Here is a 26665-nt window from a genome sequence, read left to right as displayed (position 1 = left end):
CACACCACAACCAGCAACGGCCACACCGAGGCCAAGCCCATCGACCGCCCTCACCGCTGCGGACAGCACCCACAAACTCGCGGCCGGCCGGCATCCGCCATCCGATTGTCGGCGGCCTCATCAAGGAGTACCTCCCAGCCGCGTAGCCGCCCAAGATCGCGACGCACTGCGTTTCGGAACCCCACACGCTCAGCCCGACGCCACCCACCTCCGAGGTCAACCGTCTTGTAGCATGCGCTCCAGGGTTTCCCTTTCACCCCGAATGCGCCTAATCGCATAGCCGATGCTCACTTCGTAGGCCGTGTCATCAAGCACGTCTGCATAGAGAGCTTGAGGCCGACTCTGGAGGTCAAACCAGAAGGCGCTTGGAACGAGGGCGCCCTCATCGCCGCTCCACACGTCCTCGACGTCAAGCTCCTTGGCTAGGACTGCAACTCGCGTCAAGTCACCGGCTGTTGGTGGCACGAGCACGATGGCCTTCCCGAGTGCACCAAGACTTTTTAGTTGGGCCAGTTCCCAGCTCAGGCCAGCCGTCCTGCCCATCGTGACCACTAGCAACTCACTTGACTGAATCAGGTTCGTGACCGCGGACTGCCAAGCCTCGTCCGGATAGTAGACGCGGGCCGCGCCAAGAGGTGCTCGACGCTCACCGGGCCGCCCCACGGCCAGCACCGGGCCATTCCTCCAAAGCGCTCTTGCCAGAAATTCCTCGTAGGGCTCCACGCGGTTCCAGTCGAAAACATATGAAAGCGGGTTGAACAGCGAAAAGTGCGTTGGCATGCTCACGCGATCGTCTCTGAAGGAACGCAGGTAGAGCAGCTGTTTGCGCTGGTCACGCTGCATAACCTGCTCTGCCGACCTTCTCCGCAGCGGCCGCGCCAGTTGCAGAAGGAAACTCATGATCAGAAATACCACCGGCCCGAGGAAAACTGCCCAGATCAGTGCCGCCCAAGATCCTCCGTTGTTGTCGGCGGCCAACGGAACCATCATCCACGCGACCGCGAGACGGGCCGCCACGTACATGACGCCACCCACGAACACAGAGTCGATCAAGGCGAGAACGAGTACTCGTTGCCACTCGGCAGCGGAGTTCGGGCGCAGGTACCGATATTGACGCGTGGCCCCCAAGAGCGCTGTTCGCAGTACCTCAACCGGCAGGAAAATCGCGGCAATCACCGCCGCGGTGGCAAGCAGGGAGAACTGTGACGGTAGCACCCACACCAAAGCGAGCGTCGCTGCACCCCAAAGAATCGTGACCAGGAACGCGCTCCCGGAGCGGGCAAGCCGAGCAACCCTCATGCTTCGCACGAGGGAGAGCCCCGGAAGTGGACCGCTCTTCTCTCTGCCCACCAACTTCGCGACCCCCACCAAGACGACCAGCAGCTTCCACTTCGTGATCGCGCGGCCCGCTATGAACGGCGCAAGAAGGACAGGAACTAGGGCCAGAAGGACAATCCACGCGGCCCACACCCACGCGAGGTGATCGCGGAACTGCCGGTCAACGTCAAGGTCCCGCGTGGTAGGCATATGACGGTAGAAGTCTGAGGCGATCTGTACCGTCTTCGCTGTCCCCTGATCGAGCGAGTAGCTCGTCGGATAGGCAAATGTCACCTGGATGCTGGCCCAAAGGCGACCAGTTGCGAACTGGTAGTTAATGACCACAGCGGTTCCGCTCTTCCAAGCGGCCAACAGACGCGGCGTGCCAGGAGCGCCAGAAGGAATCTCCAACTTCTGTCCGCCTTGCCAGACCTCACCTGCCGCGAACGAGTGCGTGCCGAAGTCTCCGACGTTGACAACCACACTCAAGTCTTTGTCACTGAAGGCGCTGTAAGCGACGCACTCGTTCGACCAGTAACCTTCAAGACCTCGTGTATCGCCCTTCGCTACCTTAGCCGACACACGACTTGACTTGATCGAGTTCTCCGACGCTCCGAAGTCCACAACCGAAGACAGCGTCTTCATCACCGCATCGCAGCGTTTCGAGCGCGGGTCAAACGTCCGAGGTTTTTGTAGTAGAAATGCGCTCCCGACTATGAGCCCGAGCGGAAGCACGAACCCAAAAAGGAAAATGGAGAGGTCCTTGATGCCAAAGTGTTTGATCAACCCAAGCACGAGGACGACGCCCAAAAGGATCTGCACCCAGGTATGAGAGGCGATTGCAGCAACGACGTGAGTCACGTATCTCCTCCCAACGGTCTTCGCGGCGCACCCCGAACAGGAACGGCGCCTTGAGGCCTCCCGCCAAGTTCGGGGACTCGCTTTCCTGAGTCACCCGGCGATTGCGAGGGTGTGTCGGCAAGCGTAATGAAGGTGCTCGACCCGGGCCGAAGTGATGTCGTCGAGGAACTCGTCCGGCCGGCCATCGACTCCGCGCTCAACGAGGAGATCCCCTCTGGTTCGGTGCGTTCGTGGACGCACACTCCATCCGGTCATTCTCCGAACCACCGGCGCCAGCACCCCGGTTGAACGCAGTCCAAGTCGGTTAGCTGATTCGGCGACAGAGCTCAGGACACCTGCATCACGATGCCCAGGCTCGGCAGGGTACAGACGTAGCGGTCGCCGTCAATGATCACGTCTGCGGCGACCGCGGGAAGCGACCAGGTTCGCACGATGGCGCCGGTCATCAGATCGAAGGCAACCAGACCGGTGTGCCCAGGACCCTGGATGGCGATGACCGCCCGTGTGCCGTCCACGGCCAGACTCAAGGTCGGGAAGGTGAGGGGCGTTCGCCAGAGCTGACGCCCGGAGGCGGCGTCGAACCCGACCACGGCGTCGTCGACGATGCTGGGAACGGCCACGTCGCCGCCCGACTCGATGAGCCCCGACGGGCTTAGGCCGAGATGCACCGAAGACCGCACCCGCAGCGCAGGTAGGTCGATCGAGGTGACGAGGCCGGAAGGATCCGCGACGTACAGCAGCGAACCATCGGCTACCAGCCACTTGGGGTGGGCACCGACGCTCACCTGCGCCCGTACCGCGCCGGTGGCCGGATCGAGTTCTTCGACCGATCCCGACTCCGGCAGACTGACGAAGAGTCCCGAGTCGTTCACCGCGATGTCGCCTACGTCTGCGTGCAGGTCGGCCGTCCACAACGGCGTCCCGTCGTGAGCGACCGCGCGGATTTGCTGGTCGATCGGCAGCGTGTAATAAACGGCGCTGCGGTCGCCGACAATCCGATTCGGAGGACGGGGCGTGCTCACTGCGCGGGGCGCGGTCGCCCCGGCCGCCGACAGGACCAGCTGGTCGGCCTGCGTCCCGGCGATCCAATCGAGGCCTGGAGCCGCTCCCAGCGTGTCAGCGCTGACCCGAGCCAGGATCGAGGATGAAGCGATGTGCGCCGTCGGATCGCTATTGTGCCCACCGACGTAGTCCACGGCTGTGGTAGTGCTCCACAGCACCAGCGCCACCGTCCAGACGACCGCGTTCCAATTGCGTCGGCGCCGAGTGCGCCGGCGGCGGGGCGGGCTCGGGGAAAACACCGGCAGCGAAGCGAAGTACGACGCCGGGATCGCGAGCGGCAAGGCCGACTGCCCGGCCGCGTTGGTGGCCACGAGGGCCGCCGCGTCGGTCCAGGCGCGCTCGAAGCTGACATCGTCGCGGCACACGCCGCTGAAGAGGACCGGCCTCCGATTGTGCGCATCGAAGGCGAGCAGCAAGGGATGCAAGCCGGCCTGGTGGACGGTCGCCAACAGACTCGGCTCCACCGGCAGGTTGCGCAGCACCGATCGTTCGCGCCCGACCTGCTCACCCGCCGATGAGGGCGGGAAGACAACGACGGTCCGGGTGAGCGCACCGCGCCGCAACACCTCGGCCAGCTCCCATTCCAGGTTCGCGGTCGCGCCGGCGAACAAAATGATCATCGACGAACTATCGATCTTCGACTGCACCGCGAATTGCCAGTGTTCGTCGGGATAGAACTCGCGCGCGGCGCCCAGCGGCGGCAGTCGGGTCCCCGGTTCGCCCAGACCGACCACCGGGCCCCGCTCCCACGCCGCCCAGGCGATGAGCTCCTCGAGACTGTCGCGGCGGCGCAACGAGAGCCGGTCCAGAACCGACTGCCGACCGCTGCGATGCACCCGGACGCGGATCCGGTCATCGCCCCAGCTTCGCAGGTAGAGCACCTCGGGTCGGGTGTCCTGCCGGAGCAGATCCTGCGTCCTCCGCGACCAGAACCGACGTGCCAGCCGATACGGCACGTCCGATAGCCAGAGCAGAAAGAGCGCTGCGCCTGCGTAGAACAATTGCGAGAGTCGCTCTAGTTCCGCCGACACCTGCCCGTGGAAACCGACCAATTCGATGACCACAAAGATGAAGAACGCAAGCAGCCCAGCTGCGGCCAGCGCGAGGCTGAGCAATGAACCGGCCGCGCCGATGACCAGCGTGCGAGCCGAATAGGGGGCCTGGAAGCTGTACCGGGACGACCGCCGCGCCCGCACGATCTGGCGGATGAAGCTCAATACGCCGACCGCGAGTAGGACGCTGCCCTGAACGATCAGTGCGAACGGGAACGTAACGCCATAGATGACGGCGACGACGGCGAAGCGCACTGCAGTACGGTGGCGGTAGACGCGGATCAGGGTGTTCGAAGCGAGGCTGACGTCGCGCACATCCGGCGGTAACGGTTGGTTCGGGCGAGCGCGAAAGAATCGCAGCCAGCGGTCGCGGCTGCCCCGGTCGCGCAGACCCGCCCACAAGGCCGTCAGCGCCAGCACCAGCAGCACGTAGATCGGCACTCCGAAGAAGAGCTGCAGGCGTGTCGACGACGTCGACACGCCTGCAAAATTCACCTGCGGATAGTCCGGCACGCGTTGAGCCTGCAGCGTGGCAACATCGTTCATCAGCGCGACGAGCTCGTCGTGCGCCACGGCATCGTGGCTCACTACCTCGCCGAGGATCTCGATCGAGACGGCGGACTTGGCGAAGTCGGCGTCCAGTTCGTAGACCTGCTGGTTCGAGACGTTAAGGCGGCCATGCCAACCGCTCGGTAGGCCGGCGACATCCGGTCCTACTTTCGTCGCCGCCGCCTTCGGTGACTCGAGGTTCTGCCAGGCCACCAGCCTGATGCTCAGTTGCTGGAGCCCATTCGAGCTGAGTAATCCGCGGCTCCAGGACGCTTGCAGCCCCTGTCGGCGCAGGTCCTGGTAGTACTTAGACGTCCCTCCGATGACGTCGGTCAGCGGCACTTCGTGGTCGCTGTTGACGTAGAAACCCGGCAGCTGATCCGCGGTAACCATGTCGGCCCGCAGCATCTGTGGCGTCACCCGAAGCGGCGCCGCCTCTGCTGCGGGCGCGGCAAGCAGGCCACCGCCGATGACACCAAGCAGCAACGCCAGAATCAAGGCGGCGCGCGATCGGCGAGATCCGACATTGCTTCTAATGCCGCTCACCACTTCCCGCACGCTCCCGGCCCTCCCCCAGCGAAGTATCCCTGAAGGGCTAAGTCGCCAGGGATACCGCCGCCTAGGCCGATGGGTACTGGGTCCGGGATTCGCAGGTCGCCTTCGTCCGCTCGCAGACCTGGGTGGCAAATGAGCTAATGAAACTGATCCAGTCCGCCGGCGCCGGCGCTGTGTCACGCGTAGCCCCGACCCCGTAGAGCTCGACCGTGACGCCCTTGAGCGTGCTCGACACCGGGGGCATCGCCGCCAGCTTCGTCACGTCGGCCTGATTGAGCGGCCGGTTCAGATCGACCGTGGCGTCATGCTGAGCGTGTATGTCGAAGCCCTACCGCTGTCACGATCGCAGGCCGTGGAACGGTCTGTCGTCGAGGCGGCGCGGAACGGCACCGCGATCCAGGCGTTCACGCCCGACGAGATTCGCGACCTGACCAGGGAGTCTCCTCGAGTTACGCCTGATCCTTCGGACGCGATTTGCCTAACTCGTCGTACCAGCACGCTGACGAGAGGAAGTCCATGTCCATCAAGCAATTCACAGCGGTCGTTGCCGTCACCGCGACTATCGCAACCATCGGCTTTACCGCCCTGGCCCCGAAACACACGACGCCGCAGCAGGCAGAGCATCAGCGGCAGGAGCAGCAGGTGCACGACCTCGCCGAGAACGAGAAGAAGGTGCACCAGCAGATGCGCCAAGACGGCAACAACCTCATGGGCGCAGTCAACGAAGACGAGCTCCGCCCGGTTGAACCGCGCCCGGTCGATCCCAAGCTCAAGTTCAAGCTCCCCCTTCCCTGATCGCCGACCTGACAGGAGGTGCTCGATGTTCGGATCAAACGCTTCAGCGGGCGACTGGGTCGCCCTCAAACGCCGGGTGCCGCTGAGCATCGTTGACTCGCCGACCGGAAGGGGCCTCAGACGCGGCACTCATGGCGTCGTCCTCAACCGGACCGGCTCTCGCTTGCGGGTCAGATTCGACTCGGGACTCGGAGCCGTGCACGCGACGGTGCGCTCCCGCGATACCCGCCTCGTCCGTCGACGCGGGGGTATCGAGCAGTTCGACCGACGCGCTCAGGCAATGACGGCGATTCGGGTCGGCGTACTGCTCGCCTTCGCCGCCCCGTTCCTGTACTTCGCCGGTCAGTACGTCTGGATCAATCACACGACCAGCGGCCTGATCCCGGCCGTGCTGATCGGGGTAATTCAGGGCGTGCTCGACACGGTCACCCTCGCGATCTCGGACCCGATCCGCAGCCTCATCTACTTCATCGTCGTCTCGCTGGTCTGGCGCTGGGCCCGGCGGCGCTAGGTGGATCCGCGCTTCGGACGCATCTTGCCTATTGACCTGTGACCCACTCACCGCACCCCGGAAGGGGGTGAATCACATGGGCATGCGCAGCACTGGCGGCAACAAGCTCACACGCAGCGGCAAGTTGGAGACCTACGGGCGCACCAGCGACGGTCAGAAGACCAAGATCCGCACGTACGGCTCCAAGACCGACGTCTATTCGGGCGGCCGCGGCAAGCCGGACGGGGCCGGTCACGGCCACACCGTCAAGCGCGACGGCAAGGTCGTCTACGACCGCAAGGCCCGCTAGACCACATCGAACCGAAGGGCCCGTCCACCTCCAACAGGAGATGGACGGGCCCTTTGTCATCCACACATCGACACGAGAAGGAGGTGATGACATGACGCGCACCTTCGGTGGGGACGAGATCCCCGCGGGCGGTTTCCACGGCGGGGACGAGATCCCGGCCGGTGGCTTCCACGCCGACCGGTGATGAAGAGGGTGCCACCCGCGCCGAGGCCGGGTGGCACCCCAACCCCCGAGGACCACGAGGACCACGAGGACCACGAGGACCACGAGGACCACGAGGACCACGAGGAGAGGACATGACAACAGAAATCAAGCGCACGAAGTACCGAACGTTCGACCACGTCGATTACACGTTCGACTTCGTCCACATCAACGGTGACTGGCGCATCTACATCGTCAATCAACCCGGTTACGGGTCCCGGTCATCGTCACCCGCCATCGTGCACCGCCTGTCGGACGCCCGGGGCCTATACATCTGCTGGGACCGACCCATCCCCACGCTCGACGCCGCCAAAGGCGTTGCCGCGCAGTGGTCGGACTGCACCCAGCACTACATCAAGACCGGCACCTTCCGCCCGCCGCCGGGCTACGACCAATCGAAGGTCTTCGACTGGTCGTCCTCAGCCAACTGGGGCGCCGGCGGCGCAACACCGCCCAGAAGCAACGTCAACCAACCCAATGCAGCGATGCCCCGCCGGGGTGTCCTGCGCCGATTCTTCGGGAGCAACTAATGAAGATCATCCGCACCATCGCCACCACGCTCGCTGATCTCGCCGGCGCCACGGCGCACGCCATAGCGCTCAACACGCACCGCATCATCGCGATCCCACCCGCCGAGCTCAAGGCGCCCGCGCCGCTCGTCATGACGACCTCGGTCTCCCACGAGATAATGCGCACTGTCGGCTCGCAGCGCGCGGAGTCCGGTGGCATGTTCGGCGGCGTCCGCGGGTCGGGCACCGTCACCGAGTATCACTTCGACACGACCGCAGCCACCACCGGAGCCACGTACTACCCGGACCACCTCTTCCTCAACCGGTTGCTGCGCGAGGACTGGAATCCGGCGAACATCAACCTGCTGGGCTTCGTCCACAGCCACCCGGCCGGTAGCCGGCGCCCGTCCGGTCAGGACCTGCGCTACGCGCAGCAGATCATGGACGGCATCCCGGAGCTCGACCGCTTCCTCATGCCGATCGCCCAAACGATCCCCGACACCGGGCACTTCACCATGCACGGCTACGCCGTGACCCGCGACAAGGGGCTGGAGCAACTCGACGGCACGGTCCTCCCGGCGCGTGACCCCGTCGACCCGACCCGCTTCCTAGAGTTCGACCGGGTCCGGGATGCGTACGACCTGGCGGCCCTGGCGGGGGCCCGGATCGTCGCGGTCGGCTGCGGCGGCAGCCGCGGCTTCCTCGAAGAGATGGCGCGCTGCGGCGTCGGTGAGTTCGTGCTGATCGATCCCGACGTCGTCGCCTACCCGAACATCGCGACCCAGCACGTGTACCGGTCCGAGATCGGCATGGCCAAGGTGGACGCGACCGCCAAGGCGATCACCGATGTCTCGCCCTTCGCCCGCGTCTGGACCATCCGGGCCGGCCTCGACGACACGATCACCGACGCCGCCATGCGCCGCCTCGTCTTCGGCTCGCTCCCCGGCCCGGACGTCCACGTTCCCACCAGCACCCTGCTCTGCGCGTTCACCGACGACTTCTACACGCAGGCGCGGGTGAGCCGACTCGGCCTAGAACTCGGCGTGGCGGTACTCGGGGGACTCGTCTATCACCAGGGCCGCGGCGTCGAGATCACCTTCAGCGCACCGGGCATCACGCCGGCCTGCATCCGCTGTGCCACGGCCGGGCGCTACCGCAGCTACCTGGAGCAGGGTTACCGCAACACGGTCAGCTCGCACGGCACCCCGTTCTACGCGACGGCGCGCCTGAACGCGGCGAAGCACCAGCTGGCGATCGGGCTGCTGACGAGGCTGTCGCGCGTCCGCGACGTGAACCACCCTTCGGTGCCGCGGGTGGACGCGTTCCTCGACGCCGTGGCGGAGCGCAACCTGATCCTCATCGGCCTCGACACCGAGATCGGTACGACGCTCGGCCTGAAGCTATTCGAGACGGCCGTGGCGGAGTCGACCGCCGGCGTCCTGGCGGCCGACCTCGCGCTCTACCGCCCGCAGAAGCCGGACCGGCCCGACAGCAACGGCTACCCGACCTGCCCCGACTGCGGCGGCACCGGCGACCTGTCCGACTGCGTCGGCCGACTCGGGGATACCCGCGTCCTGCCCACGTCGGTCATCAGCGAACGGTCCGCGTAAGCGGACCGTTCGCCCCGACCTCAACAAGAAGGAGAGATATGACCGCCATTACCGCGCTTGATTCGGCCGAGCGCGCCCGGCTGCGCGAGCGCGCAGCCTCGTGCTGCGTCGAATACCGCAACCACCCACTGCCCACCGGCTGCGTGCCGAGGGCAGGTCGGATCGGGGTCGAGGATAACGGCACCACCGTCCTGCTGCAGGTCGACCGCAAGGTCCGCTACGTCGGGCTCGACGCTGAGGTCCACGCCTGGGTCACCGCCGGCACGCATGCGTTCAGCGACCTCGACACCGCGATCGAATGGCTCAGTTCCAAGCTGCCCGAGCCGAAGGTTGCCCGCGCCGCCGCACCCACGGCGGTCCGCTACCCGACGGTCGACCTCGACGCCGTCGAAGCGGAGTCCGAGGACGCGACGCGCCCGGTCAGCGCCCCGGAGCTTGAGGCGGCCATCCGCGAGGAGGTCGTCGGCCAAGCCGAGGCGGTCAACGTCATCGCAACGACCGTCGCCCACCACACAGCCAAGATGCGTCCACGACGACCGGTGTCGATCCTGCTCTACGGCCCGACGGGCACCGGCAAGACGCTCGTCGGCGAGCGGCTGGCGACCTCGCTCACTGCGTTGAGCGGCGAAACGTGGCGCTCGCTTCGATACGACATGAACGAATACAGCGAACGCCACGCGGTTGCCCGCCTCCACGGTGCGCCTCCGGGGTATGTCGGGCACGGCGAAGGCACGTCACTCGCCTCGGAACTCGCCGCCAACCCGCGGTGCGTCGTCGTGTTCGACGAGATCGACAAGGCGCACCCCGACGTGCTCACCGCGCTGATGAATCTGATGGACGCGGGCCGGCTCGGCAGCAGCGACACGGGGCGCCCGGCGACCCGATCGGTGCTGCTGTTCACATCCAACCTGGCGGTCGCGCCCGGCGGCGACCAGGAGGAGATGGCCCGGCGAGCCCTGATCGAGCGCGGTACGCGCCCGGAGGTCGTCGGGCGCTTCCGCCACATGTGCGGGTTCACTCCGCTCACCGGCCGGCAGCGCGCCGAAGTCGCCGCGCGGAGCGTCGCGCGGGTGGCGGCCGACTATGGCCTGTCGGTCAGCGAGATCGACCCGGCGTACCTGAGGCGCGTTCTGAACGACACCCGGCACAGCACCATCGGGGTGCGCGCCCTGGAGTACCTCATCGACGCCCAGCTCGGGGCGCAGTTAGCCGCCCAGGCCGCCGGCACGACCGTCCGGGTAATCGGAGCCGACCCGCAAGTCGCGCCTTCGGCCCGGACGGACGCCACTGCCGCGCCGACTTCGGACGCGTCTTGCCTAGTACCAGGTGACCCGACCGCCGGGTCACCAACGAATGCACAGGAGAAGCCATGACCACCACCAAGCCGTCGGCCTACGAGCCGGCGCTCCCGCCCATGCACCACGCGTCGGAAGACGCGGACGGCGGATTCCGGCTCGACGAGACCAGCTGCCTTCCCACCCCTCCCATGTACCGCGCCCGCATTCTCGAAGGGAGTACCCGCAATGTGTGATCCGACCAAGTTCGCAACCCGGTACGTCGAGGTCTTCAACGACAAGCTCGGCGTGTCCGCAGTAGCCGAGCAAGACGGCGACGTCCACGCCACCCTCGACAACGGTCTTCGGTTGTGTGTCGTCAACACGGCACCGAGCGATCCCGAGGTGCTCCGGATCTACACCTCGTTCAAGACCGATCTACCGAAGCCGGCGCTCGATGCCACCATCGCGACCGTCAACCGAAACATGGTCGGCGCCAAGCTGTTCGCGCCCGCTGATGACTTCTTCGTCGTCACGGTGCAGATGGTTGTCGCCGGCCGCGACTGCTTGCCGACCTCGGACCACCTGGCCGCGGTCCTGCCGCGGGCGATCTCGATGATCATCAGCGCCGTGGCCGAGTTCAATACCGAGCTGACGCTGCTCGGGATCGCCGAGGCGACCGAGAACGCCGCGTAGCCAGCTCGACCAACCCGTCCCAACCATCCCGTCCCAACCGGCCGGGCCCGACCTTCTCGGGCCCGGCCGGACTCATCTCACGACCCGGACTCATCTCACGACAAGGAGAATCACCATGGGCGCACTCAGTGCATCCGAACTCGCTCCGAAGGCCGCGGCCCAGGAGCACCTGCCGATCCGCTTCGGCGACGACACCCGCCTGTTCGCCTGGATCGCCCTCGGCGTGGCCATGCTGGTCGGCGGCCTCTACGGGTACCTGACCTTTCACCCGTGGTACGCGAGCCCCGGCGCCGGCTGGGTCAGCCGCTACTCGCACAACTTCATCACCTGGTGGGGCCATCCGATGCCGGCCTTCCTGGTCGCGGCCGGTGCCGTTGGCGTGATGCTCGTGCTCTGTGTGGCGACTCAGGGCTTTCGTGAAGGTCCGGCCTGGACGCACGCCGTCACACCCGCCGGCGGTGTCCTCTGCTCGGTCGCACTCGTCCCGCCCGCACTCGTCGTGGCGGCCTACATCGCGTTCGGCCTGCTGTGCGCGGCGTTTGCCTGCTTCATCATGTGGGTCATTTTCGCGAGCATGTCCGGCTGACCGAAGGGAGCGACTCGATGCCACTCACCGCTTTCATCGCTATCGTCATCGTCGTCGCTTCAGCTCTTCTCACCCTGGTCGCTCTGCGCATGACCGATCAGGGGGCGAGGAGCTGCAAGCGCTCGAGCGTGTCGAGCTGCCGGGCGATGCCCGGCCAACCGGTTCAGTTCTGGACGATGCCCGGCGAGCGATCAGCGTTGCCGCGCTGCTCAGCGTGGCTGCGATCGTCCGCCGGCCAGCGCTACGGCTTCGCGTTCGTCCAATTCCCGGACCGTCGCTGCCGCGCCTACATCCAGAACGCGCCGAGCTACGGATCGCGCCCGTCCTCGCTGCTCGCCACCCACCGACGTACCGACAGCCGCGGCCGTCAATACGTCTGCTTCGAGCCCGAGCCCATGACCCACAAGCAGTTGCTCACTGTCGTCTCGGCGTGGATGGACGCGACCGACAAATACCGATCCAGCGGCACCTTCCAGACACCGTCCTGGGCCGCCTGACCAGTCCGATCACACCTCAGAAGGGAACATTCCAATGACCGCTCCATTCGTTCTTCCCCGCCCGTCGCCGGCGCTGATGGCGACCGGCGAGCCACAATCCCGGCCCACCGGGTCACCACTCTCGCGATCGTCAGTCAAAGCGCGTCCGCTCCCGCTCGCCGACCTGCTGGTGGCCCGCGCCGATGGGATCATCGCCGCGGCGAAGTCGCACGGCCAGAACTGGCGGCTGGTCGGCGTATCGACCCTCGACCCGGGTGTCCGCGGCTTCTGCGGCCCGAAGTCGGACTGGGTCCTCGTGCCCGCCGGCCTCGATCCCGTCCTGCGTGAGCGCGGCAACCTGCCGATGCCGGAGTCCGCGCGCAAGGCCCTGTCGGTGGCGGGGAAGGTCTACGACTTTCCCGTCATGTACGTCGCGCACGAGGTGCCGAAGGGCAAGCTGCGCCGGAGCGGTTCGTTCGACGGCCGGTCGTTCGCCGGTCAGCCTGACGCTGTCGGCGCAACGTTACTGAGCAGCGTTCCGCAAGAGATCCGGGCGACGGCAGACGCGCGCCGGCAGGCCGGCCTCGCCAACACCGCGTCGCGCGTCGCGATGCTCACCGCCGGAGCAGCGGCGCTGACGGTGGCCGCGGCCCCGTTCCTGCTCGCGGCCGTCCTGGCCAGCGGACTCGGAACCGACCCCGTACTGATCGGAGCGGTTCCGATCAACGAGCGCCGGGCGGCGGGGCTCCCCGCGGCCTACATCGAGATCGCTCGCTGGGACTACTAGGAAGGACGGCACTCATGGTGAACACAATCCTGATCCTGGGCGGCCTCTGGCTGGTGTATCGGATCTGGCGGCGCCGGCGGTACCGCTAGCGCGGCGCGTTTCCGGCTCAGCCCATTCGTCCTGAAAAAGCTACGCGAGGAGGTGACTGACATGGCCAAGTGCGTCGTCTGCCGCGGCTCGGGCAAATGCCCCGCCTGCAAAGGCAGCATCCAGAGGATGAGCAGCTGCGCCTGCAACTGGGGCAAGTGCTCGCGCTGCAGGGGCTCGGGCAACGAGGCCCGGTAACAGCACGCATCAATCCCCAGCCGGAGCATCCGAGAGGAGGTGAACACACATGGCATGTGCCTGTGTCAATGCCGGTCGAGCGACGTGCGCTTGGTGCAAGGAGGCCAAGGCGCACGGGTGGCCGACGTCGCGCCACAGCTGTCAGTGGGGCCGCTGCTCCTGAGCGCCCGGAACGCCCCGGGGCCTTCGCGGGATACGCGAGGGTCCCGGGCGTTCGATCAACTGGATGGAGAATCGTGACACCAACTAGGCTTCTGCCTTGATAACCGGACGTCTGGAGACTGCGCTGGCTGAGATCGTCGTCATCAGCGACCACGCCGAGCTGGCGCGCAACATCGCGGTGCGGCGAACCGACGGTCCGGTACTCGCGATCGTCGGCGGGGCCGGTGGCATGTCGGCCGAAGAAGAAGCCCGCGCGCTCGCCCTCGCCACCGACGTCGTCGTCCCGATCGCCGAAGAACTCGGCGCGTGCATAGTGGACGGCGGGACCGATAGCGGCGTCATGCGCGCGATCGGCGCCGCACGTGCACGTGCAAACGCCCGATTCCCCCTGGTGGGGGTGGCCGTCGCGTCGCTCGTCAGCACCACGCCCGGCGCGGCCGAAGAACGCCTGGACCCGAACCACTCGCTGCAGATTCTCGTCCCCGGCAACGGGTGGGGCGATGAGTCACCGTGGCTATCGGAAGTAGTCGGCCTCTGGGCGGGCGATCAGCCGTCGGCCACGCTCGTCATCAACGGCGGCGCCATCACCAAGGTCGACGTCGAACACAGCATCACGGCCGGACGTTCGATCGTCCTCGCGGTTGGCACCGGGAGAACGGCGGACGACCTGGCAGCGCAGCCGCCCTGGCCCGCGGCCATTCTCTTGCTGGAAGTCCGCTCCTCCATCGCGAGTCAGCGCCAGGCGCTCCGGTCGGCTCTCACTTCGCAGCGTCCCCCCGCATCGGTTCGCCCCACTGCCCGTGAGGTTGCGGTCAGGCAGTTCTGCGAAGAGACGCTCGCCGAGCACGGCCTTACCGACGAAACCGGCCAGCTGTCATGGAAGATCAAGTTTGGTGATGCCCGGCGCACCTTGGGCTCGTGCAACCACCAGACCAAGACGTTGCACTTCTCCCGCGCCTACATCGATGCGATTCCATTTGAAGACAGCCTCAGGACTGTCGCGCACGAGGTCGCCCACGCGATCGTCGGCGGTCGTCATGGCCATGACCGAGCCTGGCGGCAACTGTGCATTCTGCTCGGCGGTGATGGTGAGGCGCGCTATCACGGCGCCACGGAATAAGGCAGCGCCGCCCGCCACCAAGTGGAGTTAGCCCACCCTGTCCCCTAAACTGATCCTGATAAGTCGGCCGGCAGGTTGGGGGAACACTTGGCGGATCAATCGCCGGCGCCGGTCAGCATCCGCCTGCTTTCCCCGGTGTTCTTGACCCCGACCGCTGGCCCCGCTGCCAGCGCCACGCCTCCTGAGGTGCAGCCCGCGCTCGAACTCGCGGGAGAACAGGCCGTTCATCTGGAGGTCGTCCTGTTCTACCGCCGGGCGAACCCACTCGAGCAGGCCCGCGTCGACAGTCTCGATGAGGCCGCCCGAGCGGGACGTGAGCCGTGGGCTTCAGGCCTGCGCTCCGTCGTCATCACCCCCTACCCGCTCCCCGACGATGGCTGGCGCTCCGAGCTCGGCTCAAGGAGCGCATCATTTTTCAGTTCTGACGACGACGAATTCATCGCGGTGAACAGCGAAGTCGATCCGAACGGTGCCATTGCATCGTCGTTGTACATCTTGGCTCGCGTTTTCGGTGTACCGATCATCAACGCCAGGCCTTCCGCTTGGTCGGAGGACCATCTGATTCCGAGCCGGCAGCGTGTTCTTTCCGCTGTGGCTGAGACGCTGTCGACGCACAGCGGAGGCTTGACGGCCGACGCATCGTCGCAGAACACTCCCCGCCCGTCCGCTGAGATCGACCTCTTTGTACGCCCCACCGCCGCAGGCGCGATCGCTCCGACCGCGGCTCTCGATGAGCTTCTGGCCCGACGGCACGCCGGATCGGGTGAGCTCTTCTCGCTCTGCGCGGCGCGTCTTGCGGCGGCCGGCGAACTCATTCTTGCGCAGCAGCTGAGCAGGCTGCTCCGTCGCGTCGCGCGCGGTGAGGTGGCAACACCGACCGGCGCCACCGATCGCGCCGCCAACCTTGATCGCGCCGTCGCCCTGACTCATGGAGCTTTTCGGCCGCCCGGTGCCGAACCCAACGGAACGGGCGCGGCCGATGACCTCTACCGACTCGCTGCCGCCGCCTGGCTGAGCGAACTCAACGACGGTGATCTTGAAACCGCGACCCGAGGTGACGATCACGCCCCATGGATCAAGCTGCTGGTCACCCATGCGCCGAGCTGGACATCGTCGGACGATCAGACTCCCCCCACCGATCGATCCTTCGCGCCAGCGACGCCGACGTCGGCCTCGCTCGTATCGCTCAAGGACGACCTCGACCGTTACGGGGTTGAGGCCGATGATGCGCTCGGCCCCGCTCAACGCCTGCTGACGGTATTCAGGATCGCCACCGCCCTGGCCGGTTCGCCGGCCGGCGAACGACATCTCGTCGTGCCCTACCGGGAGTCAGCGTCGAACACATTCCGAGTCGCGATTTGGCCCCCCGCCAACGAGGTCCAACGAGAGATCGAAGATCGAATCGGATTCGAACTCGGGTTTTCCGGGGCGTATCGCGAGAAGCGCCACGACCTCGGCAACTCGTTTGGCAAGACCGGTCTCAGTCTGGGGGCCACGACCGATGGCTAAAGCCAAGAACGCAGCCAGCGCCGAGATGCCGGGCGCGCGCAGGTGGACGGATGACCAAACCGATGCCCTGCGCGAAGCGCTCAACGATGTTCGGCTCGCTGATGCCGACCGCCTGGTCCGCGATCTTCGGGACTGCATTCGAACTGAGCCCGACTTCTTGTCGAAAGACCACGCGCGCGCAGGACTGGTCCTGCTTCAGCGCAAGCTGAAGCACAAGGAAGTCCGTAGCCTCTTCAACTCCGTCGAATCCGCGTCCCGGGGACAGGGCACCGCACCAGCGGAGTCGTTGGTGCGGATCTACGTGCAAAGCCTCATTGATCAAGGCGACTTCGACGGCGCCAGCCGCGCCATGGACAAGTACTTCGACGACCATTCGACGAATCCCCGGGTGCTTGCCCTTCGGGCGCGCATAGCGAAACAGGGCTACATCGAGGACGATTCGAACCCATCGCTACTCGTCGATGCGATCGAGCTCTATTCGGCCGCTTACCAAGCTGACCCGACCGACCATTACCCCCTGATCAACGTCGCCACCCTCAAGGCGCGCAGTGTGGCCGACAAGGTCGCCCTCCCGGAAAACATTTCTGCCCGCTCGGCGCAGGACGACGCGCGCCAAGTCTTGTCGATTGTCAATGCGAATGAAGCCCGGGATATGTGGGCGTATGCCTCGGCCATGGAGGCCTCGTTGCTGCTCGACGATTTTGACGAGGCCGCTACCTGGCTCGAGAGGTATCTCGGTGCGGCCGGACAGATCAAGGGGGCCGATGCGTTCGAATACAACAGCACCGTTCGCCAACTGACTGAGGTCCTTCGGTTCGACAGCGCCGTTGCCGATCAAGCAACGATCCTCGAACCACTCCGGAATACGCTCACACGCCTCAATGGCAGTGTCGTGGACGCGGTCCCATCGACATCAGATGGCTTCTATACCGATCCAGCGCGAACGACGGCCGAGCGAGCCGTCGTGACCATGCGATCCGATGATGGCAGCGTTTGGGCGGGCGTCCTTGTGTCCGGCGGCGACTTGGGCCTCGGTTCGGCCGTCGTTATCATCACTCCCGACACCGAATTCCGTCGGGCGCGGACCATTTCGGCCATCGCATCCGTCGCCGGTACCCCGATCCCGATTGACACCAAACCGGAGTGGTTCTCGCCTCGATTCGATCTCGACATCGCCTGCCTGCCGGTTGCGCAACCGCTTGCGCGGGGCGTGGAGACCGCGCCGATCTGCGCCGATGCCCCGTTAGCGGGAGCTGAGGTATTTGCCATCAGTTTCGCGGATTCGCCGGTGACAGTCCGCGACAACCAAGGCGCACTCCTCGGCGCCGAAGGTGTGGCCGGCCAACCTCATGTAACGTTCGGCGCTCACTACCTCGAGCGTGCACTCCGCGGCGCACCGGTTTTCAACGACCGTTGGCAACTCATCGCCGTACAGCTGGGCGGAAAGCCGAGCGAAGCCGGTGGCGGGCTGGCCCTACTTGCCGGCACCCTCATCGCCGGTATCGCCCATCGCTGATCCTGACTCACCGGTTGCCCGGCCACCCTTCCAGGCGTACACGATGTCGCCGTCAGGTAAATAAAGACTGCCCGTCGCCGCTTCCCGCAGCATGGGTCGGCCCGTGGCGACAGCAAGCCGTTCGAGCTCTTCCGGCCTGGCCACCGCGACCGACCGACCCGAGACTTCCGCGTCCGGCGCCAAGTCCACGACCAGCCTCGCCCGCTCACTGGTGAACTCCGCACCCGGCAATCGAACATCCTCCAGCCCGATGACCCGCGATCCCCTACGCATCGCGCTCTCGATGGCGCGATGCACCGTTGCCTCGAGATCGCGGTAGTTGCCATCTGGGTAGTCGTACTCGCCGAGACGCTTCATCGCGGCGTCCGAGATATGGCTGACCGGCCGGCTGCTCGTCTGCGCGTCATTCTTGTTCACACTGGGGTTGGCCGCCGCGTACAGCGCCAGGCGTTGGCGGTCCCGCTCACCCCGTCGCGCGAGGGACGGGACCTCAACTTGCCGAGCAAAGCGCGCCAGCAGGTCGTGACGGAACTCGCCCCGCCGAACCATCGCAGTCAAGTCCCGGTTCGTCGCCGCCACGATCCGGGCAAAGCTCGGAAACGGACTCATCCCGTGCGGCCGGACAACGCGGTCTTCAAGGAACATGAGCAGGCTGCGCTGCACGTCGTACGTCAGATCACCCAGCTCATCGAAGAAGATGACGCCGTAGGAGCCGCGCACGAAGTCGCCAACCAGAATCGCTTCCGACCACGTCGTCGGGTCAGATCCATGCAGAAGGTGAACCACGTTGGCGAATGTCAACGAGGCGCAGTTGACCACAACAAAGGGCATCTCCGGGACGGTGTCATCGGCCGACCCGAAGTTCGCGTAGTAGCCGCTCGAATGAGTGGCGTCGTCTTGCAGTACTCGCCGGATGAAGGAGGCGATCATGGTCTTGCCGGTGCCGCTATCGCCGGTCAGCAGTAGGTGCGGCGGCTTGCCGAACCTACTCAGCGCGGTCTTGGTTTCACCCGACCACGGGTAGAAGCCGAAGGCACTCCGCGCCCGTTCGTGAGAGTTGGCGTAGAACAGGTCCGTCAGACCAATTGGCGCCGGTGTCACCTTCGCCTGCTCGAGAGTCCAGCTACCGTCGGGTTGTCGAGTCCTGGCCTGATCACCAGCGTCGGTTGGATCCCACGGCAGCGGCGGCACCGGAACCTTCATCGGACGGATCGCGCTGCGAAGCTCGGCCAGGAACTCGGCCATGACCTCGACCTCGGGGTCCCAGCTGATTCGTCTGTGGTAATCCTCGGCGGTCTCGACGTTCGCGGGGAGGATCTCGTGATCGTCGATTGCGTTGGGCTCGTTGCGGGCCGACACGGCGGTCAGCAAGGTCCGGACGATCTGCGCCGCCGCGTCGGCATCGAGCGCCATCGGGGCCAGTTCGGCGATGTGCACCGAGTCCTTGAACGGAAGGTAATAGGCCGCGATGTTGTCCAGGTCGGCCCGAGTCGCCACCACCAGGGTCACCGCGTCGCCTTGGCTCCGCTTCGTCAGGTGCCATTCGGTGGCCGGGTCGGGTGCGAACAGGACAACGATGTCGCAGGCAGCGGTGTCGAGTTTTGTACTCTGCGGCTTGCTGTCAATCAGGTCTTCGGTGATCGCCGGGTCGGTCTCGATGGCAACGTCAGCCCGCTCAAAGGCTCGCACCAGACAACCGACCCTGGATTCCGCGTTTGCCTTCCCGTCCTGGAAGATGACCCGGGCCAGTGCGTTTCTCACCGGGCAGCACCGGCCCCGACTGCGATCGGCGGTGTCAGCAGCCCGCTCAGCGCAAGCGTGGCAATCCGCGTCGACCCCGCGGTTGCGCCGAGTACCCGCTTCCTTTCGCGAGTCTTCTGATCGACTCGGGTGACCCACTCTTCCCACGATGCCGGGTCAACGCTTCGCAATGAATCCACCAACGAATCACGTCCAACCATCGGCCAACGCCGCTTGTGATCCTCGACCAGGGCCCAATGCTGCTTCAGGCTGAACAGCAGATCCCGGTACTGATAGAGCGTGTCGGATTTCTTGCCCGCGATCGACTTCTCCAAGGCGGCGGGCTCAGGGGCCGAACCGGGATCGCAGATCGCGTTCCAGTAACGAAGAAGCCAGCCGGTCATCAACTGCTTCGGGCTCGGGCTCGGCTCCTCCGTCGGTTTGCCTTCTCGATCGACCAACACCTTCTCGTCCCAGTTCTTCCAGGTGAAGAATTCGAGTGGTACCAGGCCGGACCCAATCTCGACGACAATGTGCTGCCACCGCGAGATGTATGTTCCGTCCCGACCGACCCGTTTACCGAGTTGCGTCCCCGTGACATTCTCAAGCGCCCGGAATGCCTCAACCAACGATTCGGCCCGGACGGCGCGCGGCTGCATCGAGGCAATTGCGCCGGCCAAGCGGTCAAGGTCAGCCACAGCCAGGGCCCGGGTGTAATCGTCGTACGGCACGCCGGTGCGACCCCGGTGCTGTACCTCCCACTCGATCGGTCGCTTCTTGCCTTGTCGCTCGGGCAGGTAGGTAAAGGTGATGGCCACGGGAACCTGGTACCGAGGCCGGGCCTGCTGTTCCTCGTCTTGCCGCTCGGCGGCGGGATCTTCGGCATCGAGCGAGCTGCCTTCGGGTGAGTGGTCCGGGTTGCCATCCCCGATCGCGAGCTCCGGTCCGGTGGGGAAGTCAAATACCTCGTCCTCTGGACCGGTCACGAGCCCCGTACGCGGCTCCATGCCCGTCGTTGAACCCACACCGGCTTCAGTGCGGGTCGTGCGTATCGGGGCGACCAGGTTGCCGGGCCCAGCCGTCGGCCCGGTGCCGACCTGCTGGCGCGGCCCGCGGCCCGTCCCTGTACTGGTCATCAGAACCGGCCCACGAGCAGCGCATTGCGGTAGGAAACAGCCGGCACATCTGTGTGCGCCTCACCCCACGACTCCTGCCGAACCCGCTCAACGAGGTGCGACACATTGCCGCGAATCGTGCCCAGCCCCAACGCGGTTGTTCTCGAGTTGATCGCGGAACTGAGCAACGTTTGCCAGGAACCTTCCGGGCCGCCCTGGCGGAATGCCGCGCTGATCAGCTCGCGGGCCAAGGGCTTGGCCAGATCGACCCGGCCCGTCCCATCCGGCTCCTGGTATACCAGCGAGTCGCCCACCCTCTGCACGAATTGATCGATCACATCCCGCCGCGCCCGTCCCCGGAAGAACTCATCGGTCAGTTCACCCAATGCCTCTTCCGACATCTGGTAATCAGCCACACCGATCTCGCCCAGCTTCATTCGGATCAACCGTTCGGCATCTTCGCGCAGAACGTCGGCGCACTGATCCCACGTCTCAGCTTCTTCGGCCCGCATGAGCATGTCCTTGTTGCCGAGAAGTACGGGCGTAATTCCGGGATCGCCATAATCACGTATCCCTGTCCGGTGAATCAGGTCGAACACATTCCGGTAACTGTCCTCATTGGCGTCGATTCCCTCAACCCAGCGTTGCTGCCACACATCCATGACCCAATCAAGGTTGATTTGCGCCTCAGATTTTGACACATAGTCTTGAACGATCTGCTCCTGTTCGGCTCGCTGCGCGCCGGTGATCGGATATCGCCGCTCCGGGGCAAGACCCGTATTCCTCGCACGAGACGACGCGATCACGCTTCGGGAGACGTGGATGAGGCTCGGATGCAGCAGAACTTTCGGATCGGGGGTGAGCACTCTGGCCGCGAACCACAATTGCCGCAAGAGGATCTCGGCCCAGGTCGAATCGATCTTTCGTTCCGTGGCCTGGCCAAACGCCTCCAGGACGAACTTGAGCGCCTCGCCGGCATCTTGATGTGCGCTGAGCCCTGACCAGATCGGTAACCAATAGCTCCTGGCCAGATGCGGTTTGGCGTCCGGCGGCGGGGGTGGCGGCGGTAGCTGCACCCGCCCACGTCCACCGAAAAGAGGTTGAAGGTTGCCCAAGGTGTCGCTCGTGTCCTTCTTCAGGGTCCGCTGCGTGGAGTACTCGCCGATCAACATGCCGGCCAGCTGTCCAACGGCGGGTCCCCGGTCGAAGTCGACGCACCAGGAGACGCCACCGAGACACCCGCGACAGATCGCCGGCGGAGGACATTGGCAAGCCAAGGGTGAGCGGATGGTGGACTCGCACTGCTCCGCAGCCGTAGACACCTCATAGCCCAGCTCGACCAAATCCTTGGTGAAGGTGCCCGCTTCCGAGGTGAGCAGCTTCTTGACCGCCAGACCATCGATCGATTCCGGTGCGGTCGAGAACCAGTCGGCGCTGTCGAGCCCGTCGATCAAGGTCGATGGAGCCGAGCTGGATTCAGTGGGCCCCGAGCGGCCCGGTGAATCGGCAAATCTGGCCGACCGGCCGGCAACCCCGGCCAGTCGAGCCTCTGTGAACGGCGGTGACTGACCGCCGTCCAGGAGCAGATCCAGCGCACCGATGCTCCACCCGGACGCGTTCACGCAACCGAACTCGAACACCTTGTGCAGCCAGGTCGAATCCTGGGTAACGGTTCGCACCGCGTCAGTCGAAACCAGACGCTGCTCGACCGCGGCCACGAAGGATTCGGCGCTGGCTCCGGCCTCGAGCGCGAGGCCCAGACTGCTTTGCACATGTTCGGGGCCATCCGTGGCCGTCGTCGCCAGGTGGACGCCCAGGGCAACGTCGAGATCGATCTTCGCCAACGTGGCGCCGGGCTTCGCGAGGTTCGGCAAGCGCACCGCCGGTCGAAACTGTTCCCACGCCTCGAGTCGCGCGGCCGGGCTCACGGGCCAGTGCACCGCCGCCGTGTCGCCGTCGAAGTCACCGGCCAAACAGCCCAAGACCAATGGGTTGAGCACGAGCGCTCGGCCTTCCCATTCTTCTGCCTCGAGGGCAAGCAATGCATTCGGGCGTAGCGTCGGTTGGCGGTTCAGCAGCACGACTCTCGAAAGCTCAACGACCTCCAAGCCATCGAGGAATCGGTCGGCCACTTGTCGGGCGATGTCGGATGCACGATCGTCGGTGCCGACGATCGCCCGGTAGATCTCGCGCGGCACCTTTACGACGTTGGGGCTCAGGGTCGGGTCGCCGACGATGACGGCGCGACCGGATCGAACCGCGGCACTACCGAGCAAGTGCCGGCGGAGCAGCCCCATCTTGCCTTCCAGCCTCGCCAGGATCGAGGCGTCAAGGGGCACCCTGAGCGCACGGCCGCGACGCGCACTCCCGGCGTAAAGCTCGACCCCATCGGCACGCTCTGCCTTGAATTGGGCGACCTTCGCGGCGAGTTCTTCCTCGGTCTCGGTTGGCTCGTCTTGCGCGTTCGCACCATCCGGTCCGGATTCGCCGTCGGGATCAATGGGCGGTTCAACGCCGCTGAGCGCCAGCGTGAACGCATCGAAGGCCGACTTCAATTCGCCGGGATCGTCGGGGTCGTTCACCGGGATCGTCCGCCACTCCCTGGCGACAAGGAGCGGCTTGTACTTCAAGTAGTACTCCGTGCCGCCGAGTACGCACTCAACTGCATCCGCCAGCGCGGCCCGAATGGCCTTGAGCGACTTGGATGGCTTGGAGCCAGATTGGACGATCAGCTCTTTCTTCAGTTTGAGAACGGCGTCGGCGACATCGGCGTAGGCACGATCAAGCGGATCCGAACCGAAGGTCCGCATCGCGGGCGGCAGGATGCCCAGTTGCCTGATCGGCGGCGCAAACGGATCCCATGGATGGGGTACCGGTTCCGGCAGCCTGAGCGACCAGCGCACATCATTCGCACCGTCCCCCCCGTACAACTCGGCGCGGTAGAGCGGGTGCTCATCGCGGGCCACATCGGCTTTCCCGGCGGCGACGATCTCAGCGAGTACCTCGTTACCAAGCGGGTTGATCTGCTGCGCCGACCAGCGGGTATCAATATCGAAGTCGCGCCCCGCTTCCCCATCCTCGGTCGAAGACACCTCGATCCCGGCAACCGCGAGATGGGCTTCGGCCGCCTGCATCGTCGGCTTCGTCGACTGATCCGTGATCTGTTCGGCTCGACTCCGGTTCCAGATCAAGTCCCGCAGAACCGCCCGCGCGCCCACCGATTGCAGCGCCCACCCTTCCATCTCACCCATGCGCTGAGGCGATCCGGAGACCCGGCCGAGGTCCCAGGTTGTCCGGCGCAGCGGCTGCAAGGTTCGGGCCGAAGTCGCAGCCTGTTCACCGCGAGCTCGGCATTTGTCCGCGGCCAGATGGTCAAGTTTGAGGATGTATTGTTCGCCGACAACAACGCCCCGCCCGGCGTCCCCGAATCGCCGCTGACCGACCGAGAGCCTGAGCCGGCCGCGGCGTAGCGCCTCTTGCTTTTTCTCATCCGACGGCTCGAAGTGGCGCGCAAACAAGGCAAACCACCGCTCATGCAACTGGCCGCCATCAGGCGCAGCCCGGCCCGCTATGACCGGCAGCGGGTCGAGGAGGGCCGACTCGGTCGCGGGAACGTCAGCGGCCAGTCGGCGCGCAAGTGAATCGTGCATCTCCCACATCTGGCCGAAGTTCAGTCGATTCAGGGCACCAAGCGGGTTAAGGACAACGTCGATCTTCTCCCCGTGAAGACTCCTCGATGTGGGCAGCTCCACGGTCGGCATGTCGGCATCCGGCACCACCAGGCACACGACCCCCTTGCCGCCATGCCGGTTCGTGACCTTGTCGCCGACTTCCAACGGCCGGGTGACCTCAATGACGATCCGGATGCCCTCGTCATCGGCATACACGTGGCGAAGAATCCCGACCTCAGGGGACGTCACCAGGCGATCCTTCGCGATTTGTACGATCGACTGCCGGGCGCTGACTTCGTCTCCGTCCTCGACCAGCTGCGTCCAACCTGAGACACGTTCCGGTCCATCGAGCCGTTGGCGTATTACCACGTTGTGGCGGCTGGTCATTTTTCGGGCAAAGGACTCGCTGACCACCACGCCGTCTTCATTGTTGAAGCCGTACCAAGGCGTCAACGCGACGAACGCGTTGCGACCAAGGGCCAGCGAATGACTCCCCGCCTCGTCGTTCACGCCGACCACGTCGGGGGCGAAGGCTTGAGTCGCGTTCGGTGATCGGCCCCAGCGTGAAACGGGACCGGCCCGACGGACGTTGGCCGGCCCGTATCGATCGCGATCCGGGCTGAGGTTGGCGATCCCTGCCGCCGCCAGGCGAGCATCCCAGCCGGTGGTAACCGTGGGCCGCTCGGGTTCGACCAGCGCGACGGCCTGCTTCAGGTTTTTCGCCCCGAGCGCCGCACGAGCGGCATCGGTGTGATTGAGGTACGGAATCAGGGCGGCCGCGGCGCTCAGGTCTCGGGCTTCGCCGGCATCCGCACCGTTGGTCTGCCCCAGCGCCAAGAACCGCACCAGGCCGATGTCATCGGACTCGGGTGTCTGGACCGGGCACAACCAATTCCGCCACGACTCGTCCAGGACACGAAGGTCGAGACGGCCGCGCAGGTGCCGGCTCAGGCCGCCCGGCCCGAAGAAGGTCACCTGCCGGTATTGCTCCAGCCGGGCGAGCGTGTCGGTGGTGGTGGGATCAAGCAGCAATCCGGCGAAGTCGCCCCGACCGACGACGACGTCACCCAAGGACGAGCCGAGAGCCCAGCGGAGCGTGTCGGCGACCTCGTCATGGAACTTCGCCTTGGCCGCATCGTTCGCATCTCGCTTCGGCTTGTCCTTGGCGGCTCGGCCGCCCAGGGTGGCTTCGGCCGTGCGGACCCCGCGCTGGAGTGCGGCAACCAAATGGTGGGGCCAGTAGCGCAGCTCGCCGCCTCGACCCGGTCCCGCCACCGGCCGTACCGGATCAACTGCCGCTGAGGTCGCACCCCTCTTCCGTACCGGCTGCTCGACATACTCTTGCGCGACAGCGCTGAATTCCTCGCTGTCAACAGCTGGCTCCGGGCTCGGGGGCTCGGATGCGATCGCGTGGGCATTCGCGCGCAGCCAGTAGGCGAGCCGAGTGGTGAACTGGCGCTCGGCGGCATCGAACTCGGCCACCCGGCGGACGTGTCCCGCCTTGGTGAAGGGGTACTGCTTCGCCAGCAGCCGTTCATAGGTGGCCAGATCGCCACCAACCCGCAACTCGTCAACGACGGCGTCGAGGGTGGCCTTCGTGAGATGACGCGACGGATCCTGGCCGGCGAGCACGCGGAGCAGCCGGTAGGACTGTCTCTCAAAGGCGGCCGACCGGGACCCTGATACGTAGTACGGCCAAGGGTTCGAGTACTGGGACTGATTGAGATCGACGATGAGCGACGATCCCCAATCGGGCACGAGTAACACCTCGAATGGTCCGTTCAGCCCGTCCGAGTGATGTTTGGTGTTGTCGGGGAGCTGCTGCTTGCGGGCCCGCGGTGCCAGCACGTGGAGATCCGGTGTCAAGCGGGCCTGGATTACCGGGATCTTCGGGCCGCCGACGAACAGACCCTCGTGACCGCCGACCACGTCGGCGGCGACATTGTTGTCGTCGGCCGTGAGCAGCCAGGGGATTGCCACCCGGACCGGCTCCTTGTCCTTGGATCGCGGTCCCACTTGTATCTCAATCCAGCGCTGCCACCACCAGGACGAATTTGAATTCGTGTGCCCGTCAACGCCCAGCGCGTGGCTGTAACCGGGTCGCTTGATCAGCGCCGCCGGGTCGCTTGACAGCGTGAGGGTCACCTCAGGGCGGTAGCGGTCGGTGCGCGCCGGGTATAGGCGGTTCAGGCTCGCGTCGAGCATCCGTTGGAGCTCGGGAATCAACCAGGCCGGTGCGGCCTTGCCCTCCGGTTGCCCCAGCCCGACGAAGTGCCCCGGATTGAGCAAGTCCACGTAGTCCTCCGCACTTCGACCGGGCGCCTCCGCCCGGGGTTCGAGGGAAAGTCTCCCAGATCCGGACGTATCTTGCCTTGCCCTCAGGAAGCGGCCGCCCCGGGCCGTCCGATCTGAGGAGA

The 26665-nt window shown here is 65.7% G+C and carries 21 protein-coding genes; 15 read left to right on the top strand and 6 right to left on the bottom strand.

Annotation, left to right across the window (positions count from 1 at the left end; translation table 11 throughout):
* Positions 1-216 precede the first annotated feature (216 nt).
* Positions 217-2178: a hypothetical protein gene (locus tag CPH63_RS14020; protein WP_157749556.1), complete on the bottom strand. Its 1962-nt coding sequence runs from the start codon at positions 2176-2178 to the stop codon at positions 217-219.
* Between the two features lie 126 nt (positions 2179-2304).
* Between CPH63_RS14020 and CPH63_RS22335 the strand changes: the two genes are divergently transcribed.
* Positions 2305-2466, top strand: a complete 162-nt coding sequence (locus CPH63_RS22335) for a hypothetical protein (protein WP_157749555.1) — start codon at positions 2305-2307, stop codon at positions 2464-2466.
* Between the two features lie 38 nt (positions 2467-2504).
* Here the strand turns inward: CPH63_RS22335 and CPH63_RS14015 are convergent, their stop codons facing one another.
* Both CPH63_RS14015 and CPH63_RS14010 read right to left on the bottom strand, forming a co-directional pair.
* A complete protein-coding gene (locus CPH63_RS14015; RefSeq protein ID WP_157749554.1) occupies positions 2505-5399 on the bottom strand; it encodes a YncE family protein in 2895 nt (964 codons plus the stop codon).
* Between the two features lie 61 nt (positions 5400-5460).
* Positions 5461-5658 (bottom strand): hypothetical protein, encoded by a 198-nt coding sequence (locus CPH63_RS14010; protein ID WP_096303505.1) that lies wholly within the window; start codon positions 5656-5658, stop codon positions 5461-5463.
* Between the two features lie 254 nt (positions 5659-5912).
* On the opposite strand from CPH63_RS14010, the gene CPH63_RS14005 reads away from it, so the two are divergent.
* The 14 genes from CPH63_RS14005 to CPH63_RS13940 all read left to right on the top strand — a co-directional run bounded on the left by CPH63_RS14005 (position 5913) and on the right by CPH63_RS13940 (position 17722).
* Entirely contained in the window at positions 5913-6191 is a 279-nt protein-coding gene (locus CPH63_RS14005; protein WP_096303504.1) for a hypothetical protein, read from the top strand.
* 25 nt (positions 6192-6216) lie between these two features.
* Positions 6217-6702 (top strand): hypothetical protein, encoded by a 486-nt coding sequence (locus CPH63_RS14000; protein ID WP_096303503.1) that lies wholly within the window; start codon positions 6217-6219, stop codon positions 6700-6702.
* Between the two features lie 76 nt (positions 6703-6778).
* Complete coding sequence (locus CPH63_RS13995) at positions 6779-6991, top strand: hypothetical protein (protein WP_096303502.1); 213 nt, start codon at positions 6779-6781, stop codon at positions 6989-6991.
* Between the two features lie 296 nt (positions 6992-7287).
* Entirely contained in the window at positions 7288-7722 is a 435-nt protein-coding gene (locus tag CPH63_RS13990) for a hypothetical protein (protein WP_096303501.1), read from the top strand.
* Complete coding sequence (locus CPH63_RS22595) at positions 7722-9311, top strand: ThiF family adenylyltransferase (RefSeq protein ID WP_096303500.1); 1590 nt, start codon at positions 7722-7724, stop codon at positions 9309-9311. Before CPH63_RS13990 ends, CPH63_RS22595 begins: the two co-directional genes overlap by 1 nt.
* 38 nt (positions 9312-9349) lie before the next feature.
* The gene (locus CPH63_RS13980; RefSeq protein WP_096303499.1) at positions 9350-10684 is read left to right on the top strand and encodes an AAA family ATPase; all 1335 of its coding nucleotides are present in this window, start codon (positions 9350-9352) and stop codon (positions 10682-10684) included.
* Positions 10681-10842, top strand: coding sequence for a hypothetical protein (locus CPH63_RS22325; protein WP_157749553.1), 162 nt, complete (start codon positions 10681-10683; stop codon positions 10840-10842). The genes CPH63_RS13980 and CPH63_RS22325 overlap by 4 nt, the downstream gene beginning before the upstream one ends.
* The gene (locus tag CPH63_RS13975) at positions 10835-11281 is read left to right on the top strand and encodes a hypothetical protein (RefSeq protein ID WP_096303498.1); all 447 of its coding nucleotides are present in this window, start codon (positions 10835-10837) and stop codon (positions 11279-11281) included. Before CPH63_RS22325 ends, CPH63_RS13975 begins: the two co-directional genes overlap by 8 nt.
* Before the next feature lie 115 nt (positions 11282-11396).
* The gene (locus CPH63_RS13970) at positions 11397-11867 is read left to right on the top strand and encodes a hypothetical protein (protein WP_096303497.1); all 471 of its coding nucleotides are present in this window, start codon (positions 11397-11399) and stop codon (positions 11865-11867) included.
* 17 nt (positions 11868-11884) lie between these two features.
* Positions 11885-12364: a hypothetical protein gene (locus CPH63_RS13965; protein WP_096303496.1), complete on the top strand. Its 480-nt coding sequence runs from the start codon at positions 11885-11887 to the stop codon at positions 12362-12364.
* Between the two features lie 34 nt (positions 12365-12398).
* Entirely contained in the window at positions 12399-13130 is a 732-nt protein-coding gene (locus CPH63_RS13960) for a hypothetical protein (protein WP_096303495.1), read from the top strand.
* Between the two features lie 544 nt (positions 13131-13674).
* Positions 13675-14697 (top strand): SprT-like domain-containing protein, encoded by a 1023-nt coding sequence (locus CPH63_RS13950; RefSeq protein WP_096303493.1) that lies wholly within the window; start codon positions 13675-13677, stop codon positions 14695-14697.
* 186 nt (positions 14698-14883) lie between these two features.
* Positions 14884-16206 (top strand): hypothetical protein, encoded by a 1323-nt coding sequence (locus CPH63_RS13945; RefSeq protein WP_157749552.1) that lies wholly within the window; start codon positions 14884-14886, stop codon positions 16204-16206.
* Positions 16199-17722: a tetratricopeptide repeat-containing protein gene (locus CPH63_RS13940; RefSeq protein ID WP_157749551.1), complete on the top strand. Its 1524-nt coding sequence runs from the start codon at positions 16199-16201 to the stop codon at positions 17720-17722. The genes CPH63_RS13945 and CPH63_RS13940 overlap by 8 nt, the downstream gene beginning before the upstream one ends.
* Here the strand turns inward: CPH63_RS13940 and CPH63_RS13935 are convergent.
* The 3 genes from CPH63_RS13935 to CPH63_RS13925 are packed head-to-tail and all read right to left on the bottom strand — an operon-like array spanning position 17681 to position 26543.
* Positions 17681-19483 (bottom strand): sigma 54-interacting transcriptional regulator, encoded by a 1803-nt coding sequence (locus CPH63_RS13935; protein WP_096303490.1) that lies wholly within the window; start codon positions 19481-19483, stop codon positions 17681-17683. The two genes, CPH63_RS13940 and CPH63_RS13935, sit on opposite strands and share 42 nt — an antisense overlap.
* Positions 19480-20598, bottom strand: coding sequence for a hypothetical protein (locus tag CPH63_RS13930; RefSeq protein ID WP_157749550.1), 1119 nt, complete (start codon positions 20596-20598; stop codon positions 19480-19482). Before CPH63_RS13930 ends, CPH63_RS13935 begins: the two co-directional genes overlap by 4 nt.
* Positions 20598-26543: a hypothetical protein gene (locus tag CPH63_RS13925; RefSeq protein ID WP_157749549.1), complete on the bottom strand. Its 5946-nt coding sequence runs from the start codon at positions 26541-26543 to the stop codon at positions 20598-20600. Before CPH63_RS13925 ends, CPH63_RS13930 begins: the two co-directional genes overlap by 1 nt.
* Between the last annotated feature and the right edge of the window lie 122 nt (positions 26544-26665).

The sequence above is a fragment of the Jatrophihabitans sp. GAS493 genome, from assembly GCF_900230215.1.
Taxonomy (GTDB): domain Bacteria; phylum Actinomycetota; class Actinomycetes; order Mycobacteriales; family Jatrophihabitantaceae; genus MT45.
The sequence above is the reverse complement of the archived record's forward strand: the minus strand, read 5'-3'. Positions and strand labels throughout refer to the sequence as shown.